The sequence below is a fragment of the Streptococcus sanguinis genome (assembly GCF_900635155.1).
Taxonomy (GTDB): Bacteria; Bacillota; Bacilli; order Lactobacillales; family Streptococcaceae; genus Streptococcus; species Streptococcus sanguinis_G.
Genome location: NZ_LR134002.1, coordinates 1,206,655 through 1,222,996, shown reverse-complemented (window position 1 = coordinate 1,222,996; position 16,342 = coordinate 1,206,655). Strand labels below are relative to the sequence as shown.

General features: G+C 41.3%; 15 protein-coding genes. 11 read left to right on the top strand and 4 right to left on the bottom strand.

Features of this window, described 5'->3' with window-relative positions:
- Window positions 1–55: 55 nt before the first annotated feature.
- Window positions 56–1,210, bottom strand: a complete 1,155-nt coding sequence (locus ELZ47_RS06310) for a low temperature requirement protein A (RefSeq protein ID WP_126435597.1) — start codon at window positions 1,208–1,210, stop codon at window positions 56–58.
- 378 nt (window positions 1,211–1,588) lie between these two features.
- Between ELZ47_RS06310 and brnQ the strand changes: the two genes are divergently transcribed.
- From brnQ to sdbB, 9 genes are all read left to right on the top strand, one after another.
- Complete coding sequence (gene brnQ, locus ELZ47_RS06305; RefSeq protein ID WP_126435596.1) at window positions 1,589–2,917, top strand: branched-chain amino acid transport system II carrier protein; 1,329 nt, start codon at window positions 1,589–1,591, stop codon at window positions 2,915–2,917.
- 157 nt (window positions 2,918–3,074) lie between these two features.
- Window positions 3,075–3,785, top strand: a complete 711-nt coding sequence (ccdA2, locus tag ELZ47_RS06300; protein WP_126435595.1) for a thiol-disulfide oxidoreductase-associated membrane protein CcdA2 — start codon at window positions 3,075–3,077, stop codon at window positions 3,783–3,785.
- A gap of 27 nt (window positions 3,786–3,812) precedes the next feature.
- Window positions 3,813–4,133 carry a hypothetical protein gene (locus tag ELZ47_RS06295; protein ID WP_002904456.1) on the top strand — a complete coding sequence of 107 codons (321 nt, stop codon included), beginning with the start codon at window positions 3,813–3,815 and terminating at the stop codon, window positions 4,131–4,133.
- 70 nt (window positions 4,134–4,203) lie between these two features.
- The gene (locus ELZ47_RS06290) at window positions 4,204–4,767 is read left to right on the top strand and encodes a redoxin family protein (protein WP_002904457.1); all 564 of its coding nucleotides are present in this window, start codon (window positions 4,204–4,206) and stop codon (window positions 4,765–4,767) included.
- Window positions 4,768–4,782: 15 nt separating this feature from the next.
- Complete coding sequence (gene msrB, locus ELZ47_RS06285) at window positions 4,783–5,892, top strand: peptide-methionine (R)-S-oxide reductase MsrB (protein WP_126435594.1); 1,110 nt, start codon at window positions 4,783–4,785, stop codon at window positions 5,890–5,892.
- Window positions 5,893–5,951: 59 nt separating this feature from the next.
- Window positions 5,952–6,686, top strand: coding sequence for a response regulator transcription factor (locus tag ELZ47_RS06280; RefSeq protein ID WP_126435593.1), 735 nt, complete (start codon window positions 5,952–5,954; stop codon window positions 6,684–6,686).
- Window positions 6,683–8,386, top strand: a complete 1,704-nt coding sequence (locus tag ELZ47_RS06275) for a cache domain-containing sensor histidine kinase (RefSeq protein ID WP_126435592.1) — start codon at window positions 6,683–6,685, stop codon at window positions 8,384–8,386. The genes ELZ47_RS06280 and ELZ47_RS06275 overlap by 4 nt, the downstream gene beginning before the upstream one ends.
- A 222-nt stretch (window positions 8,387–8,608) precedes the next feature.
- Entirely contained in the window at window positions 8,609–9,316 is a 708-nt protein-coding gene (gene ccdA2, locus ELZ47_RS06270; protein ID WP_126435591.1) for a thiol-disulfide oxidoreductase-associated membrane protein CcdA2, read from the top strand.
- 14 nt (window positions 9,317–9,330) lie between these two features.
- Entirely contained in the window at window positions 9,331–9,906 is a 576-nt protein-coding gene (sdbB, locus tag ELZ47_RS06265) for a thiol-disulfide oxidoreductase-associated lipoprotein SdbB (RefSeq protein ID WP_126435590.1), read from the top strand.
- Between the two features lie 49 nt (window positions 9,907–9,955).
- Here the strand turns inward: sdbB and ELZ47_RS06260 are convergent, their stop codons facing one another.
- The 3 genes from ELZ47_RS06260 to ELZ47_RS06250 all read right to left on the bottom strand — a co-directional run bounded on the left by ELZ47_RS06260 (window position 9,956) and on the right by ELZ47_RS06250 (window position 12,932).
- Window positions 9,956–11,203 carry an NAD(P)H-dependent oxidoreductase gene (locus ELZ47_RS06260; RefSeq protein WP_126435589.1) on the bottom strand — a complete coding sequence of 416 codons (1,248 nt, stop codon included), beginning with the start codon at window positions 11,201–11,203 and terminating at the stop codon, window positions 9,956–9,958.
- Between the two features lie 17 nt (window positions 11,204–11,220).
- Complete coding sequence (locus ELZ47_RS06255) at window positions 11,221–11,826, bottom strand: NADPH-dependent FMN reductase (protein WP_126435588.1); 606 nt, start codon at window positions 11,824–11,826, stop codon at window positions 11,221–11,223.
- A 170-nt stretch (window positions 11,827–11,996) separates the two neighbouring features.
- On the bottom strand, window positions 11,997–12,932 hold the full coding sequence (locus tag ELZ47_RS06250) for an FAD:protein FMN transferase (protein WP_126435587.1): 936 nt from the start codon (window positions 12,930–12,932) through the stop codon (window positions 11,997–11,999).
- A 258-nt stretch (window positions 12,933–13,190) separates the two neighbouring features.
- Between ELZ47_RS06250 and nox the strand changes: the two genes are divergently transcribed.
- The gene (gene nox, locus ELZ47_RS06245) at window positions 13,191–14,567 is read left to right on the top strand and encodes a H2O-forming NADH oxidase (RefSeq protein ID WP_002917240.1); all 1,377 of its coding nucleotides are present in this window, start codon (window positions 13,191–13,193) and stop codon (window positions 14,565–14,567) included.
- 148 nt (window positions 14,568–14,715) lie between these two features.
- Window positions 14,716–16,272 carry a ClC family H(+)/Cl(-) exchange transporter gene (locus ELZ47_RS06240; protein ID WP_126435586.1) on the top strand — a complete coding sequence of 519 codons (1,557 nt, stop codon included), beginning with the start codon at window positions 14,716–14,718 and terminating at the stop codon, window positions 16,270–16,272.
- Window positions 16,273–16,342: the final 70 nt, after the last annotated feature.

The following is a 16,342-nucleotide window of genomic DNA, read 5'->3' as shown; positions in this document are numbered from 1 at the left end:
TAAATGATTTATAGCCATTTTTAAAAGGTTGAGATAAGATGTCTCAACCTTTTTACTATGAAAAATCTCTTTTATTTTGTTTTGGATCGGGATGTACAATATTGTATTTCTCACGCATTAAGCGTCGATAGCGCATACCTGTCTGCTGCATCAAAAAAGTCGAAATGACTAAGGACAGGCCGAGTAGAAAAAGGTTATGGCGCAAGATATAGAAAAAGAAGCAAGAAAGAAACAAGATAAGAGAGTACTGACCAATCAGCTTCTTATCAATCTGGTAGAAGTCGTGATTGTACCAAGAAGTTGCTAAAGTACCGATGAAAAAGGCCAGGATGGAAAAGGTAAAGAAATAGCTGCCTAATTCATGATGGGTTTTATTGGCAATGAACTGGAGACCAAGAGTAAGAAACATGAGGCTCAGTATGATAATCCAATGAGCATAGTGGAGCAGAAGTGGTGAAGCATTTTGATGGTGATTAACATTGATAAAGGTCTGGATAATATAAAAGACAAAGAGAAAACCTAAACCGAGAAAGAAGACAATGCCTTCCAAAGGATAGTGAGTGAGGGGATAGGTGCGGATAATGGTAACAACGGATTCACCAAAAGTCAGAATTGTCAAAAGCTGCTTGCGCTCCAGAAAGTGAGCGAAATTGAAGCGATCTGTGAAGAGTTCTTTTCTGAAAAAGAGGGGCAAAATCAGAGGAAGATAGTAGACTGGAAAAACAGAAAGGGAAAAAGGAATCAGAGTAGTTGCTAGCGGAAGAAGAGCGATAGAATAGATAAGCAAGAAGCTGATATAAAACTTCATGACCCGATTAAATCCTAGCTTTCGTCCCTTGAGATAATATTGTAGGGCAATGGTCAGGTAAGCTAGTATCAGAAAACTATTAAAGGAGATAGCGGTAAGCTGGTTATTGGCAAGGACTTCTAAATCAAAATTGATGTTGAGAGCCAGATTTCCTACCCAAAGCATGAGAAAAATCACTGAGTAAATGTCAATCATGCGAGAATCACCGTATTTGTTGTAGTAATAAGCTTCATTATTCCAAATGCTAATCATGACAATGTTGATAGTGATAAAGGCTACAATTTGCTGCCAATTCAAAGGTTCGATATGAATGGCAGAAGTCATCTGACTAATCGCTAAGACAAAGGATAAGTCAAAAAATAGTTCGTAGTTGGATACGCGTTTCGAAACAATCTTGGACATCGATCCTCCTATAAATGATTAGGAAAGACAAGCGAAGTTAACATAAAATAGACAAAGAGATATGTAAGCTCTTTCTAACTTTTCTTCTCTTAGTATAACATAAAGGAGCCACTCAAGAAAGATAGGTAAAGAAGAGAATGATAAGGAAAGAGATTACGATTTAAAACAAAAAACGTTGTTTCGTTTTAAAACATTCAAAATCTCCAAAAAATCTGTGGATAAGTGAGGATTTTTCCCAAAATTCCGGATGAATAATTCGATTTAAATCATATATACTCTTTTGATTTGAATCAATATTCTGAAAAATTCAAAAGTCTTGCGGAGCGGGCTATTTCCATATATAATGATAAAGCATGAAAAAATTTAAAGGAGATTCCTGTGATTAAAAAAGGTGCCTTGACAGGCTTGCTCTTATTTGGAATATTTTTCGGTGCTGGGAATTTGATTTTCCCGCCTTCGCTTGGAACATTATCTGGCCAGCATTTTTGGCCAGCTATTGCAGGATTTGTCCTGTCCGGGGTTGGGCTTGCAGTTTTGACTTTGATTATTGGAACACTCAATCCTAAGGGTTACATCCATGAGATTTCTCAGAAAATTGCGCCTTGGTTTGCTATTGTCTATCTTGTAGCCTTGTATCTGTCAATCGGGCCCTTTTTTGCTATTCCGCGGACAGCGACAGTAGCTTATGAAGTGGGTATCGCTCCGATGCTGTCTAAAAATATGACAGGTATAGGATTGATTGTTTTCACGACCCTTTACTTTGTGGCTGCTTATCTGATTTCTTTGAATCCATCTAAGATTTTGGATCGGATTGGACGTATTCTGACGCCTGTCTTTGCAGTTTTGATTATTATCTTAGTCATTCTAGGAGCTTTGAAATACGGAACAACGACACCTCAGCAGGCTTCGCAAGCTTATTCTGTGTCAGCTTTTGGGCAAGGGTTCTTGGAAGGTTATAATACTCTGGATGCCTTGGCTTCCGTGGCTTTCAGCGTAATCGCAGTAACAACTCTTAACCAGCTGGGTTTCAAGAATAAAAAGGAATATGTTTCAACCATCTGGGTTGTTGGTTTGATGGTAGCGTTGGGATTTAGCGCCATGTATATCGGTTTGGCTTTTCTGGGCAATCATTTCCCAGTTCCAGCTGAGATAATTGCCAAAGGCAATCCTGGTGTTTATGTCCTGTCGCAGGCGACACAGGCTATCTTTGGACCTACAGCACAGATTTTTCTTGCAGCTATGGTAACTGTGACTTGCTTTACGACAACAGCTGGACTTATTGTATCGACTGGGGAATTCTTCCATAAAACTTTCCCTAAGGTGTCTTATAAAGTTTACGCAACCGTCTTTACTTTGATTGGGTTTGCGATTGCTAATCTTGGCCTTAATGCCATTATCCAATATTCTGTTCCAGTCTTGCAAATTCTTTATCCAATTACCATTGTTATCGTGCTGATTGTCATTGTCAATAAATTCTTGCCACTGTCCAAAATCGGTATGCAATTGACGGTAGCAGCAGTGACTCTGATTTCCTTTGCGGGCATTCTTGGGCAGCAGTTCCATATTACTAGGATAAGTGATATTGTAAATGCCCTTCCATTTGCTCAGGCATCCCTGCCTTGGTTGGTGCCAGCTCTAGTTGGAATCCTGCTTTCTCTCTTTTTGCCAAACAAGCAGAAGAGTGAGCGTTTTGAGATGGAGAGCTAATAGATAACATCCGCCACAATGTGGTGGATGTTTTTGCCCAATCCAGAAATCTCAAGCAATATAACATCAAATTCAAGTTTTTTCAAATCTTTCTCTCTATTTTTAGGGGGATTTTTATTTTATACTAGAGTCAGAAATTGATAGAGAGGTTTTTGAAATGGCAACAAGTTTTTTGTTCTTTATTTCTGTTTTTCTGGCGGGGATTCTATCTTTTTTCTCGCCCTGTATTTTACCGCTTATGCCAGTCTATGTGGGGATTTTGCTGGATTCTGATCAGCCGAAAACAGTTCGATTTATGGGAAGAGACATTTCCTGGTATGGTCTAGCTAAGACGCTCTGCTTTATAGCTGGCTTATCAACTGTATTCTTGGTTTTAGGCTACGGAGCTGGCGCTCTAGGGCAAGTCCTCTATGCCCCTTGGTTTCGCTACGTTCTGGGCGGGATTGTTATTCTACTGGGAATCCACCAGATGGGGATCATCAATATCCAGCAGCTGCAAAAGCAAAAGAGCATCCAACTTAAAAAGAATAGTAAAAGAAGTGATTTTCTTAACGCTTTTCTCTTGGGGATTACCTTTAGCTTTGGTTGGACGCCCTGTGTGGGACCTGTTCTGAGTTCTGTCTTAGCTATTGCGGCTTCAGGTGGCAATGGTGCTCTGCAGGGTGGGCTTCTCATGCTAGTATATACACTGGGCTTAGCCTTGCCTTTCCTAGCTATGGCTTTGGCTTCCGGCTGGGTATTACAGCGCTTTGCGAAACTCAAACCTTATATGGGAACACTTAAGAAAATCGGCGGTGCACTCATCATTCTCATGGGAATTTTGTTAATGCTTGGAAATCTCAATATCCTAGCATCGTTATTTGGATAAATATTGTATAATTAAAGGAGAAACATCATGAAAAAAATCACTACACTTACAATCGCTGCACTTAGTGTCTTTGTCCTAGCCGCCTGCTCTAATCAAAAATCAGATTCTGATATGAAGAAGATGGATGATAGCAGCATGATGAAGAAGGATGATATGAAAAAAGACGACATGAAGAATGAGGATATGAAAGACTCTAGCATGTCTGATGGTAAAATGAAAAAGGATGATATGAAGGACTCTTCTATGATGTCCGACAGTAAGTCTGATATGAAAGATGATATGAAATCAAGCGATTCAAGCATGAAGGATGAAATGAAAGATTCATCCGAAATGTCATCTGACAAATAAGAATTCCACCATAGGAAAGAAAGTCGTCAATTTTGTCGGCTTTCTCCTTATTTTGAAAGGAAAGAAAACGATGAAGAAGATATCGATATTGACTGTCAGTCTGCTTTGTGTCGGATTTTTGGGAGCCTGTTCAAATCAGAAGATGAACTCGGAAGTTTCTAAAAGTGATAAAAGTAATATGGAAATAAAAGCTGATTCTGAGCAATCTACCAAGATGGCCAAGGACTTTAGTCTGAAAGGAGTAGACGGCAAGACCTACAAGTTGTCTGATTTCAAAGGCAAGAAAGTCTACCTCAAGTTTTGGGCTTCTTGGTGCTCAATCTGTCTATCTACACTTGGAGATACCAATGATTTGGCTAAGGAGCAGTCAGGAAAAGATTATATTGTCCTTTCGGTGGTGTCTCCAACTTTTAACGGAGAAAAGTCTGCCGATGATTTCAAGGAATGGTATAAGTCTTTGGATTACAAAGACTTCCCAGTTCTCATGGACACCAAGGGAGAATTGCTGAAAGAATACGGTATTCGCTCTTATCCATCTGCTCTTTTTGTTGGCAGCGATGGTTCTCTTGCCAAGACACATATTGGCTACATGAGCAAGGAAGATATTGAGAAAACACTGAAAGAAATCCAGTAGAAAGGTGCAATGAACATGGAAGGAAAATGGAAGATTTTTCTAACTTTGATTGGCTTACTTGTCTGCTTTGGACTGGTCTACTTGATAGCGGGGAATGGTAAGCAATCATCTTCTGAACAGATCAAGAAAGCTTCAATGAGTAAGACAGAAGCTGTATCCCAACAAAAGCAAGAAGACGTCAAGGAAGAAGATAAGCGGGAGATTTATCTGGCTGGCGGCTGTTTCTGGGGAGTAGAAGAGTACTTTTCACGCGTGCCAGGTGTACTTGATGCAGTATCAGGCTATGCAAATGGCAAGGGCGACACGACCAAGTATGAATTGGTCTCCCAAACTGGCCATGCTGAGACTGTCCACATTACTTACAATGCCAAGAAAATTTCGCTAAAAGAAATTCTGCTTCACTATTTCCGCATCATTGATCCAACTTCTAAAAACAAGCAGGGAAATGATCAGGGTACCCAGTATCGGACAGGCGTCTACTATACGGATGAAGCTGATCTTGATACTATTAACCAGGTCTTTGATGAAGTTGCAAAGAAATATGATAAACCTTTAGCTGTTGAAAAAGAATCTCTGAAAAACTTTATCAAAGCAGAAGATTATCATCAGGATTACCTGAAGAAGAATCCTAATGGATATTGCCATATTGATGTCAATCAAGCTGCTTACCCAGTTATCGAAGCTAGTCGCTATCCTAAACCGAGCGATGAAGAGATTAAGTCCAAGCTCTCGCCAGAAGAATATGCTGTCACACAAAAAAATGACACAGAGCGAGCTTTTTCTAATCGCTATTGGGATAAGTTCGATGCTGGTATCTACGTGGATGTGGTGACGGGAGAGCCTCTCTTTTCATCAAAGGATAAGTTTGACTCTGGCTGCGGTTGGCCAAGTTTCACCCGTCCTATCAGTCCAGATGTAGCGACTTACAAGGAAGACAAGAGTTTCAACATGATACGGACGGAAGTTCGCAGTCGGGTTGGAAATTCCCATCTGGGCCATGTTTTCACAGACGGTCCTAAGGACAAGGGCGGCTTGCGCTATTGCATCAATAGTCTGTCAATCAAGTTCATTCCAAAAGCTGAGATGGAGGAGAAAGGCTACGGTTATCTTTTGGATTATGTTTAAGAGCATTTTGATTGAAAATTTGCTATAATAAATCCAGTATAAATAAGGAGTTGAATCTTGTGTATTCAATTATGATTGTAGAGGATGAGTATCTGGTAAGACAGGGGATTGCGTCCTTGGTAGACTATGAACAGTTTGGTATGCAAGTTATTGCCCAGGCTGAAAATGGAAGAGAAGCTTGGCAGAAATTTCAGGAAAATCCTGCTGACATCCTGCTGACCGATATCAATATGCCACAGATGAACGGTCTGGAACTGGCCAAGCTAGTCAGAGACCAGGCTCCTAAGTGCCATATCGTTTTTCTGACGGGATATGATGATTTTGACTATGCTCGGACTGCCATTAAGCTGGGTGCAGATGACTATCTGCTCAAGCCCTTTTCCAAGGATGATGTTGAGGAGATGTTGGCCAAGCTACAGACCAAGCTCGATAAAGAACGTAAAAAAGCACAGATTCAAAGCTTGGTCGATCAGGGACAACGCTCTGAGTTGGAAGAGGCTATTCACGCGCGTCTAGCAGATTCAGAATTAAGTCTGAAAAGTTTGGCTTTCCAATTAGGGTTTAGTCCCTCCTATCTTAGCGTTCTTATCAAAAAAGAATTAGGCTTGCCTTTTCAGGATTATCTGATCCAAGAGCGGATGAAAAAAGCCAAACTCTTACTCTTAACTACAGATTTGAAGATTTATGAAATAGCAGAGAAGGTAGGTTTTGAAGATATGAACTATTTTTCTCAGCGCTTCAAGCAGGTGGTCGGGCTGACACCTCGGCAGTTTAAAAAAGGAGAGGAGAAATGAAACGATATCCGCTTCTTATCCAGTTGATTGTCTATATTTTTCTGCTGGTTCTTTTACTCTTGGGATTTGTTGGTAGTCTTTACTATCAGACTAGCTCGGAAACTATTCGACAGCTGACAGAGCGGACGACGCGTAATAGCATGGAGCAAAGCGGGCAGTTCATAGCTTCCTATTTGCAGAAATTAAAACAAACCACTTCCACACTGAGCAAGGAAGAAACGATTCGGGAGTTTGCTCAGAATCAAGAAAGTAGTGAAACGTCAGTTCAGACTTTGATGAAAACCATTATTGAGACAGATCCGGATTTGGTGTCGGCAGTATTGGTTACCAAGGACGGGCGCGTGGTCTCAACAGATTCTCAAATCAGTATGCAGACATCCTCTGATATGATGAATGAAAAATGGTATCAGGAAGCTGTCCATACCAGAGCCATGCCTGTCTTGACTCCTGCTCGCAAGGAGTCTCTATCATCAGAGAAGGAGAAGTGGGTTGTTTCTGTCACTCAGGAAGTGGTGGATGAAGCAGGGCAGAATCTGGGTGTTTTGCGTCTGGATATCGGCTATAAGAGCCTCAAAGCCTATCTGGATCGGCTTCAGCTAGGGAAGAAAGGATTTAGTTTTATTGTCAACAGCCAGCATGAATTTGTCTATCATCCCAAGAAGAGTGTTTATTCATCCAGTCAGGAAATGAAAGCTATGCAGCCCTATATGTCGGTCAAGGACGGTTACGCAGACCAGAAACAGGCTTTTGTCTACCAGATTGATATCGAAGACAGCGACTGGACTTTAATTGGCGTCGCCTCATTAGAGCAATTGCAGATGCTTCAGTCACAGATGCTTTATTCTTTTTTGGGAATGGGCGTTTTATCACTCCTGATGTGCTTGACTGGTATTTGGTTTGTTCTGCGTTTGTGGATTAAGCCTCTGCAGAATCTACAAGCAGTTATTCTAAAAATTGGGGCAGGTGACTCAAATCTGCGAGCAGAAGCAAAGGGTTCTCCAGAGTTGGTTGACTTGGCTCAGCAATTCAATAAAATGTTGGACCAAATTGAACAGCTGATGGAAGCTGTCAAGACTGAAGAACAAAATGTCCGACGCTATGAGCTCCGAGCTCTTTCAGCTCAAATCAACCCCCATTTCCTTTATAATACCTTGGATACGATTGTCTGGATGGCTGAGTTTAATGATAGCAAACGTGTTGTTGAGGTAACAAAATCACTCGCTCAGTATTTCCGCTTAGCGCTCAATCAAGGACATGAACAGATTGCTCTTAAAGATGAGATTGATCACGTTCGTCAGTATCTTTTTATCCAGAAGCAACGCTATGGTGACAAGCTCCAGTATATGATTGAAGAGGATGAATCTCTAGCTGATTATAAACTGCCCAAGCTGGTACTTCAGCCTTTGGTCGAAAATGCCATCTACCATGGCATCAAGGAAATTGACCGACATGGCATGATTCGGGTGACGTCGGCAGTAGAAGAAGGACAACTGATATTGTCTATCTATGATAACGGCCGTGGTTTTGATGTCAACGCATCTATGGATGCGACTCTTCTTCGCTTAGGTGGTGTCGGTCTGAAAAATGTTGATCAACGTTTAAGATTGCAGTTCGGAGACGACTACCATATGGAAATCCAGTCCGAACCAGATAAATTCACTCGGATTAGTCTTTATTTGCCGCTAGTTACAGATGATTAGATCTATTAAGTTTTAAAATATTCAAGCCGGTAGAACTTTCTCCGGCTTTTTACTGTTTGAAAAAAATGCACTAGTTTTGCTGTTCATCAAGCGAAATTTTCTCTTTTCATAGTCTCATGAGTTTGCAAAAAAATTACCGTAGCGGATTTGTGAAAAATCTATAAGATTCATTTATAATGATAAGTGAATGTATATTCTACGTGAGTAGTTAGAGGAGAGAAAATGGAATCACCTTTATTTTTTGTTTCAGTTCTTTTAGCTGGTATTTTGTCCTTCTTTTCCCCTTGTATTTTTCCCTTATTGCCAGTTTATATTGGCATTTTATTGGATGACAAGGAGGTCAAGACCCTGAAAGTATTTGGCCGGGAGCTTGCTTGGCAAGGCATGGTTAGAACGCTCTTTTTCATTGCAGGCATCTCAACAGTCTTCTTTTTGCTTGGCTTTGGAGCAGGCTTTCTAGGAACAATTATTTACAGTTCGACCTTTCGATATGTGATGGGCGGCCTCATTATTCTGCTAGGTCTGCATCAGATGGAGCTTATTAATATTCGCCAGTTACAGATTCAAAAGAGCTTGACTTTCAAAAAGAACAGCCAGAAGCATCATTTTTGGTCGGCATTCTTATTAGGAATTACCTTTAGCTTTGGTTGGACTCCTTGCATTGGTCCGATTCTCAGCTCAGTCTTGGCCTTAGCAGCTTCGGGTGGGAATGGTGCATTCCAGGGAGCCATTCTGACCTTGATTTACACTTTGGGAATGGCTCTGCCTTTCTTAATCTTGGCTTTGGCATCTAGCTTTGTTATGCAGTATTTTAATAAAATCAAGCCTTATATGGGCCTGATGAAGAAAATTGGCGGAGCCCTGATTATTCTGATGGGAATTCTGCTGATGTTAGGACAGCTCAACGCCCTGTCTGGACTTTTTGGATAAAAGGAGAAAGAAATATGAAAAAAATCATTACATTATTAGCAACTGTGTCAGCTGTAGCATTTTTGGCAGCCTGCTCGGAGCAGGAGGATAAACCTATGACTATGCCCACAACCAGCAGCTCGTCTAGTGAGACCACTCAGACAAGCACAGTCACCCAAGCAGCTGTCAGTCAAGAGGCGCCTGACTTTACTCTGCAGTCTATGGATGGAAAAACAGTCAAACTTTCTGACTACAAAGGCAAGAAAGTTTATCTAAAATTCTGGGCTTCTTGGTGTGGACCTTGTAAGAAGAGTATGCCAGAATTGGTCGAATTAGCTGGTAAAACAGATCGTGATTTTGAAATCTTGACAGTTGTAGCACCAGGTCTCCAAGGAGAGAAATCTGTCGAGGAATTTCCAAAATGGTATCAAGAACAAGGTTATAAAGATGTACCAGTTCTATTTGATACTTCAGGAGAAATTTTCCAAGCCTATCAGATTCGCAGTATCCCGACTGAAATCCTCATTGACAGTCAAGGGAAAATCGGTAAAATCCAGTTTGGAGCTATCAGTAATGCTGATGCAGAAGCAGCTTTCAAAGAAATGAAATAAAGCAAAAAAGAATGGATCACAAGTCCATTCTTTTTAGTTTGTAATGTGATTAAACGCTAGCACCTGATGTCGCATCAGCTCCTCCGCCTCCGTGACCACCATCGCCTCCAGCATCAGAAGCACCAGAAGTAGCATCTGCGTCTCCATGGCCTCCAGTGGCAGGAGCGAATGGTCCGCTGCCTCCAACCAAACGTTGACCAGTTTCTTTTAAGTACCAGTCGAGCCATGGTTGGAAATTAAAGACGATTTCATTGATACCTGCGTAGGATCCGTCAGGATAGTACATAGCTTGGTAGTTGTGAGTATTGATAACGCCTGCAGGTGAACCTGGGACGATTGTACGTACGTATTCTTGGTTTCCGTTGCGAAGTGTTCCGATAACCCACTCTACATTTTTCATCCGAGCTGGTGGAAGAGAACCATGAACGGTTGACATGCGGCTACCTGATTGAGGTGGCACACGTTTGGCAAACATGGTGTCTGGGTCTTGGTGGGCGTTGTTGTAGTAGAGGAATTGGTTGTTATCGTCAGCGTATGTCAATTCAAATGGCATAGCTTTCAAGAACATATCAATTTGATTAACGGTCAAGATACCATGGTCGAGTTTGACATAAGTATCTCCTGAAACAGCTCCAGTGATTTCAGCGACCTTTTCTACCCATTCTGGATCATCTGGATCAACTTCCGTAATTGTCGTAGCGATTGGTTTTCCACAGTCTAAGTCTTCAGGTTCGATTGGTTTTGGTTTTTTCAATTTTGAAACGACCTCTACATATTTGATAAAGTTATCTAAGCATGTTTCAAGGAAATTCACAGTTCCTTCGTTGGTGATATTGCCATCATTGTCAAAAGCTTCCTTGGCTTTGCCCAGCAAGAACTCGTTGCCTGGAAGGGTATAAGCATTGACACCAGGGGCGTCTAGGATTTTACGCAGGTGAACTTGAGCACGAGAAGTTCCTTGGTCATAGTAAGAAGCACCGACGATCATGACAGGCTTGTTTTCGAAAGGATGAACCTCGTAAGAGAGCCATTCTAAGACACTCTTCAAAGGAGCGCTGATAGTATGATTGTGCTCAGGGGTTGCGATAATAACACCGTCTGCACGTGTGATTTTGTTATACAAATAACGCAATTGGAAGCTTTCATCCCATTTTTCATCTTGGTTAAACATTGGAACTTCATCGATTTCTAAGACTTCCAATTCAAATTTAATTTTGAACTGACGGCGGATGAATTCCAATAATTTTCGGTTATATGATTGTTCGTAGTTTGATCCTACAATTCCAACAAATTTCATTCTTTCGGTCTCCTATCTTACAATTTTTCCCAGTTAAATTCTTCAGCATCTTTGCGAAGCAATTCTTGAGCGTTGCGCAATTTGTCAGTGATTTTGACAAAGATACGGAAGTCATCAAAGATAGCATCCAATTTTTTGACAACATCAAGATCTACCAAGTCTCCGCTTTGGTCAAAAGCTTGAAGAGAATGTGAAAGCAAGAACTCATCTGGAAGAACAGTTGCCTTGATTTCTGGAGCGTTCAAAATTTGACGGAGCTGCAATTGGGCACGAGAGGAGCCAAGTGTACCATAAGAAGCACCAGTGATCATGATCGGCTTGTTCAGCAGTGGATAAATACCATAAGAAAGCCAAGCCAGAGCATTCATGAGCACAGCAGGGATAGAATGATCATACTCAGGTGTGCCGATAAGTACGCCATCCGCTGCATCAATTTTTTCGGCAATTTCTGATACCGACTCAGGGACGTTTCTGTCAGCAGGTTTATTAAACATAGGAATATCTTTAATCTCAACCAGCTCGATTTCAGCTTTGTCAGCGAAGTGCTTAGACATATATTGAAGAAGTTGCCGGTTTGTAGAACGGTTAGAATTTGTTCCAACAATTGCAATAAGTTTTAACATAAAATTTCCTTTCTGAAATTAAGATACAGAGCCCTCATGTGAGTATTTATTTTTCTTTAGGCAAGTAAAACCTAGAAGAAAGAGAGGGCATTTTTTTATGAGCATATTTATAAAAGATAGGGTGATAGAGGTAGCACTTGGTGTGGCAGCAAATTTATCACTTTTGAAAATTAAGAAGCAGGAGTTATCTTCTCTAAAAGGCCTGAGCTACAGAAGAGCTGACTGTCCTGAGTGATAATCAATGCTTCAATCCCAGTTTGCTGTTCAATCTGGGACAGAATTGATGTCGGACTTTCACCAAATAGGCGAGTCGTCCAGATTTCGCCATCTACCGACTTGTCTGAAACAATGGTCAAACTAGCCAATTGATTTTCGATAGGATAGCCTGTTTTGCGATTCAGAATGTGATGGTAGTTCCGCCCTTCAACTGTAAGGGTTCTCTCGTAAATTCCTGATGTGACTACTGACTGATTGGTGACAGCTAAGATAGCTGAATGCTTGCCGCGAGGCTGCTTGGGATTTTGGATGCCAATTCGCCAGGCGCGCTGGCTGACTGCATTTTGGCCAATCGTCAGAACATTGCCACCGAGATTGATAAGAGCAGAAGTCACTCCCTGGCTCAGCAAATAGTCCTTAATTTTATCAGCGATATAGCCTTTAGCTAAGGCGCCTAGATCCAGCTTCATGCCTTCCTTAGCCAAAAAGACACTGTGGTCTTCTGGATTCAGCTCAAGCAAGTTTGGGTCAGTCAGGCTCAGAGCTTGCTGAATCTCCTCCGTACTTGGGAGATGAGCGTCTGAAAATCCTATCCGCCAGGTCTGGACGAGAGGGCCAATCGTGATATTTAAGTGGCTGCCTTCTGCTAGGCTGTGATACTTTCCCAGATCAATCAGCTCAAAAAGCTCTGGATGAACTGAGACACTTTTAATTCCTGCCAAATGGTTGATAGTCATAAGTTCAGAGTCTTCATCATTGGCACTGAAGCGATTTTTATAGACATGAAGCAGTTGGACCGCCTCATCTAAGAGTATTTCCGCTCGCTCATGGTAGAGAGAGATGCAAATCGTACTCCCCATCAAATGAAGCGAGCGAGAAGTAAAGTCCACATTATCACAACCTTTCTAAAATTAACCTCTCTAACCTTATTATATCAAAAAGATACCGGTTTCACAATCTTAAATTTGTTATATTTTCAGAAAACGAAACATTGCAAAAGGTAGTTTTTCTGAAGCATTTAGACTGCAGTGGTACAGCTTTTTAGGTAGCCTAAGAATTTTTGAAAATTTCGAGCAAATTTCTTGTAAACGCTCACAGGAGATGATATACTTGTTTAGTAAATTATAAATTAAGGTAGGACTATTCTTATGAGTAAAATCGTTGTAGTTGGTGCAAACCACGCAGGTACAGCGTGTATTAATACAATGTTGGATAATTATGGTGCAGAAAATGAAGTAGTTATTTTTGACCAAAACTCAAACATTTCATTCTTGGCATGCGGAATGGCCCTTTGGATTGGACAGCAAATCAGCAAGCCAGATGGACTTTTTTATGCAGACAAAGAAACTTTTGAAGCAAAAGGCGCAAAAGTTTATATGAATTCACCAGTTGAGTCAATTGATTATGATGCGAAAAAAGTTACAGCTATCGTTGATGGCAAAGAGCATGTAGAGTCTTATGACAAATTGATTTTAGCTACAGGTTCTCAGCCAATTCTGCCTCCGATTAAAGGTGCTGAGCTGGATCCTAACAGCCGCGAATTTAAGTCAACCTTAGAAAATCTGCAGTTCGTAAAATTGTATCAAAATGCTGCAGATGTTATTGAAAAATTGCAAGACAAGAGCAAACATATCGAACGTGTGGCAGTAGTAGGTGCTGGCTACATTGGGGTTGAGTTGGCAGAAGCCTTCAAACGTCTTGGTAAAGAAGTGATTCTGATTGATGTTGTGGATACTTGCTTGGCTGGTTATTATGACCACGACTTGTCTGATATGATGCGCCAAAACCTTGAAGACAATGGTGTTCAATTAGCCTTCGGTCAAACTGTTCAGGCTATTGAGGGTGAAAGTAAAGTAGAACGCATTGTAACAGATAAGGCTAGCTATGATGTAGATATGGTTGTCTTAGCAGTTGGCTTCCGTCCAAACACTGGTCTTGGTGCTGGCAAGTTGGAAACATTCCGCAATGGTGCTTTCTTGGTGGATAAGAAGCAAGAAACTAGCATCAATGATGTTTATGCAATCGGTGACTGTGCAACTGTTTACGATAACTCTATCAATGATACAAACTACATCGCCTTGGCTTCTAACGCCCTGCGCTCTGGTATCGTAGCAGCTCATAATGCTTGCGGTCATGAATTGGAGTCCAACGGTGTTCAAGGTTCTAACGGTATTGAAATCTTTGGTTTGAAGATGGTTTCAACTGGTCTGACAGAAGAAAAAGCTAAACGCTTTGGTTACAGCCCAGCTGTGGTTGAGTTTAAAGATACTCAAAAACCAACTTTCCTTGAAAAGGTTGAGCATCATGATGTTACAATTAAGATTGTCTATGATAAGGACACACGTGTAGTTCTTGGAGCGCAGATGGTTTCTAGAGAAGACATGTCTATGGGGATTCACATGTTCTCATTGGCCATTCAGGAAAAGGTTACAATTGATAGATTAGCCTTGCTGGATCTCTTCTTCCTGCCACACTTCAACAAACCTTACAACTACATTACTCAAGCAGCTTTGCGCGCCAAATAAGAAAATAATTAAGTCTGGGACAAGTCCTGGACTTTTTTTGTAGAGTTTTTAAAAAGAAAACTGAAATAAGAAATTTATATTTCATCTGTTTATCAGGCCTGCTTTGTGCTAGAATATTGGTAAAGTAACTATTTAGAGGAGATTGAGAATGGCAAAAAAGTCTATCTCGCATAAGCACGACATCAAGAGAGAATTTAATTTCACAACTCATTCGATTATTTCCCAGGTTTTGCGAGGTGTTTTAGTTGGGATTTTTGCTGGACTAGTAGTGGGCGTTTTTCGCTTTTTGATTGAAAAAATCTTTCACTTAGTGCAGGATATCTACCACAGGAGTCAGCAGTCTATGCTTTGGTTACTGGCTTTGGTGTTCCTTTATGCTTTCATCGTCTTCCTCAACGCTCACTTGGTAAAGTCGGAGAAAAATATCAAGGGGTCGGGGATTCCGCAGGTCGAAGCAGAGCTGAAAGGTCTGATGTCGCTTTCTTGGTGGAGTGTTCTCTGGAAGAAGTTTGTATTGGGGATTTTAGCCATTTCCAGCGGTCTGATGCTAGGGCGAGAAGGACCAAGTATTCAGCTAGGCGCTATGAGTGGCAAAGGTGTCTCTAAATTTCTGAATCTAAGTTCCGCTGAGGAGAGAGCGCTCATTGCTAGCGGTGCTGCGGCAGGCTTAGCAGCAGCTTTTAATGCACCAATCGCAGGTCTGCTATTCGTAGTAGAAGAAGTTTACCGTCATTTTTCACGCTTTTTTTGGGTTTCTACGCTGGCGGCCAGTCTGGTTGCCAACTTTGTCTCTCTTTCTATGTTTGGCCTAACACCAGTACTGGACATGCCGGATAATATCCCAATCATGAGACTGGAGCAGTATTGGATTTACCTAGTCATGGGCTTGCTGCTGGGCTTGTCAGGCTTTATTTATGAGAAAGTTATTTTGAATATTCAGCTGCTTTATCAGTTTTTGGGTCGGTTGTTTAGGATTTCAGAAGCTTACTATCCTATTCTGGCCTTTGCCTTGATTCTTCCGATTGGTTATTTCTTACCTCACTTGCTGGGCGGGGGCAATCAGTTGATTTTATCCTTGACCGCTAGTCATTATACTGTGGGAACCTTGCTCTTATTTTTTATTCTGCGTTTTGTCTGGAGTATGTTAAGTTATGGAAGCGGCTTGCCAGGTGGCATTTTTCTGCCTATCCTTGCTCTGGGTTCACTGCTTGGCGGAGCAATGGGGGCGGTCTGTCTGCAGCTAGGTTTGATTTCTCAGGAGCAATTTCCGATTTTCATTATTCTGGGCATGAGTGGCTATTTTGGCTCCATTTCTAAGGCTCCACTGACAGCCATGATTCTGGTCACAGAGATGGTCGGTGACATTCGTAATCTCATGCCGTTGGGACTGGTCACTCTGACTGCTTACATTATCATGGATTTGCTAAAAGGAGCGCCCGTCTATGAAGCCATGCTGGAAAAAATGTTGCCAGACAGTATGGAGGACCAGGGAGATACGACTTTAATTGAAATCCCTGTTTCTGAAAAGATTGCTGGTCGGCAGGTACATGAGCTAAACTTGCCTGATGGGGTCTTGATTACCATGAATGTCCACAAGGGGAAAACTCAAACGGTCAATGGCAGCACGCGCCTCTATTTGGGGGATACGATTTACTTGGTGCTGAAAAAGACGGAGATTGGAAAAGTCAAAGAAGCACTGCTTTAGTGGTCTTAATATATAGTTTTTGATTAAATTGTCAGACAATTTCTTGAAATATGAGAAAAAAACTGGTATA

Bases quoted from the DNA above. Each gene is read 5' to 3' on its own strand.
- ELZ47_RS06310 (WP_126435597.1), bottom strand. From the start codon at position 1,210: ATGTCCAAGATTGTTTCGAAACGCGTATCCAACTACGAACTATTTTTT.
- ccdA2 (WP_126435595.1), top strand. From the start codon at position 3,075: ATGGCAACAAGTTTTTTGTTCTTTATTTCTGTTTTTCTGGCGGGGATT.
- ELZ47_RS06295 (WP_002904456.1), top strand. From the start codon at position 3,813: ATGAAAAAAATCACTACACTTACAATCGCTGCACTTAGTGTCTTTGTC.
- ELZ47_RS06290 (WP_002904457.1), top strand. From the start codon at position 4,204: ATGAAGAAGATATCGATATTGACTGTCAGTCTGCTTTGTGTCGGATTT.
- msrB (WP_126435594.1), top strand. From the start codon at position 4,783: ATGGAAGGAAAATGGAAGATTTTTCTAACTTTGATTGGCTTACTTGTC.
- ELZ47_RS06275 (WP_126435592.1), top strand. From the start codon at position 6,683: ATGAAACGATATCCGCTTCTTATCCAGTTGATTGTCTATATTTTTCTG.
- ccdA2 (WP_126435591.1), top strand. From the start codon at position 8,609: ATGGAATCACCTTTATTTTTTGTTTCAGTTCTTTTAGCTGGTATTTTG.
- sdbB (WP_126435590.1), top strand. From the start codon at position 9,331: ATGAAAAAAATCATTACATTATTAGCAACTGTGTCAGCTGTAGCATTT.
- ELZ47_RS06260 (WP_126435589.1), bottom strand. From the start codon at position 11,203: ATGAAATTTGTTGGAATTGTAGGATCAAACTACGAACAATCATATAAC.
- ELZ47_RS06255 (WP_126435588.1), bottom strand. From the start codon at position 11,826: ATGTTAAAACTTATTGCAATTGTTGGAACAAATTCTAACCGTTCTACA.
- nox (WP_002917240.1), top strand. From the start codon at position 13,191: ATGAGTAAAATCGTTGTAGTTGGTGCAAACCACGCAGGTACAGCGTGT.
- ELZ47_RS06240 (WP_126435586.1), top strand. From the start codon at position 14,716: ATGGCAAAAAAGTCTATCTCGCATAAGCACGACATCAAGAGAGAATTT.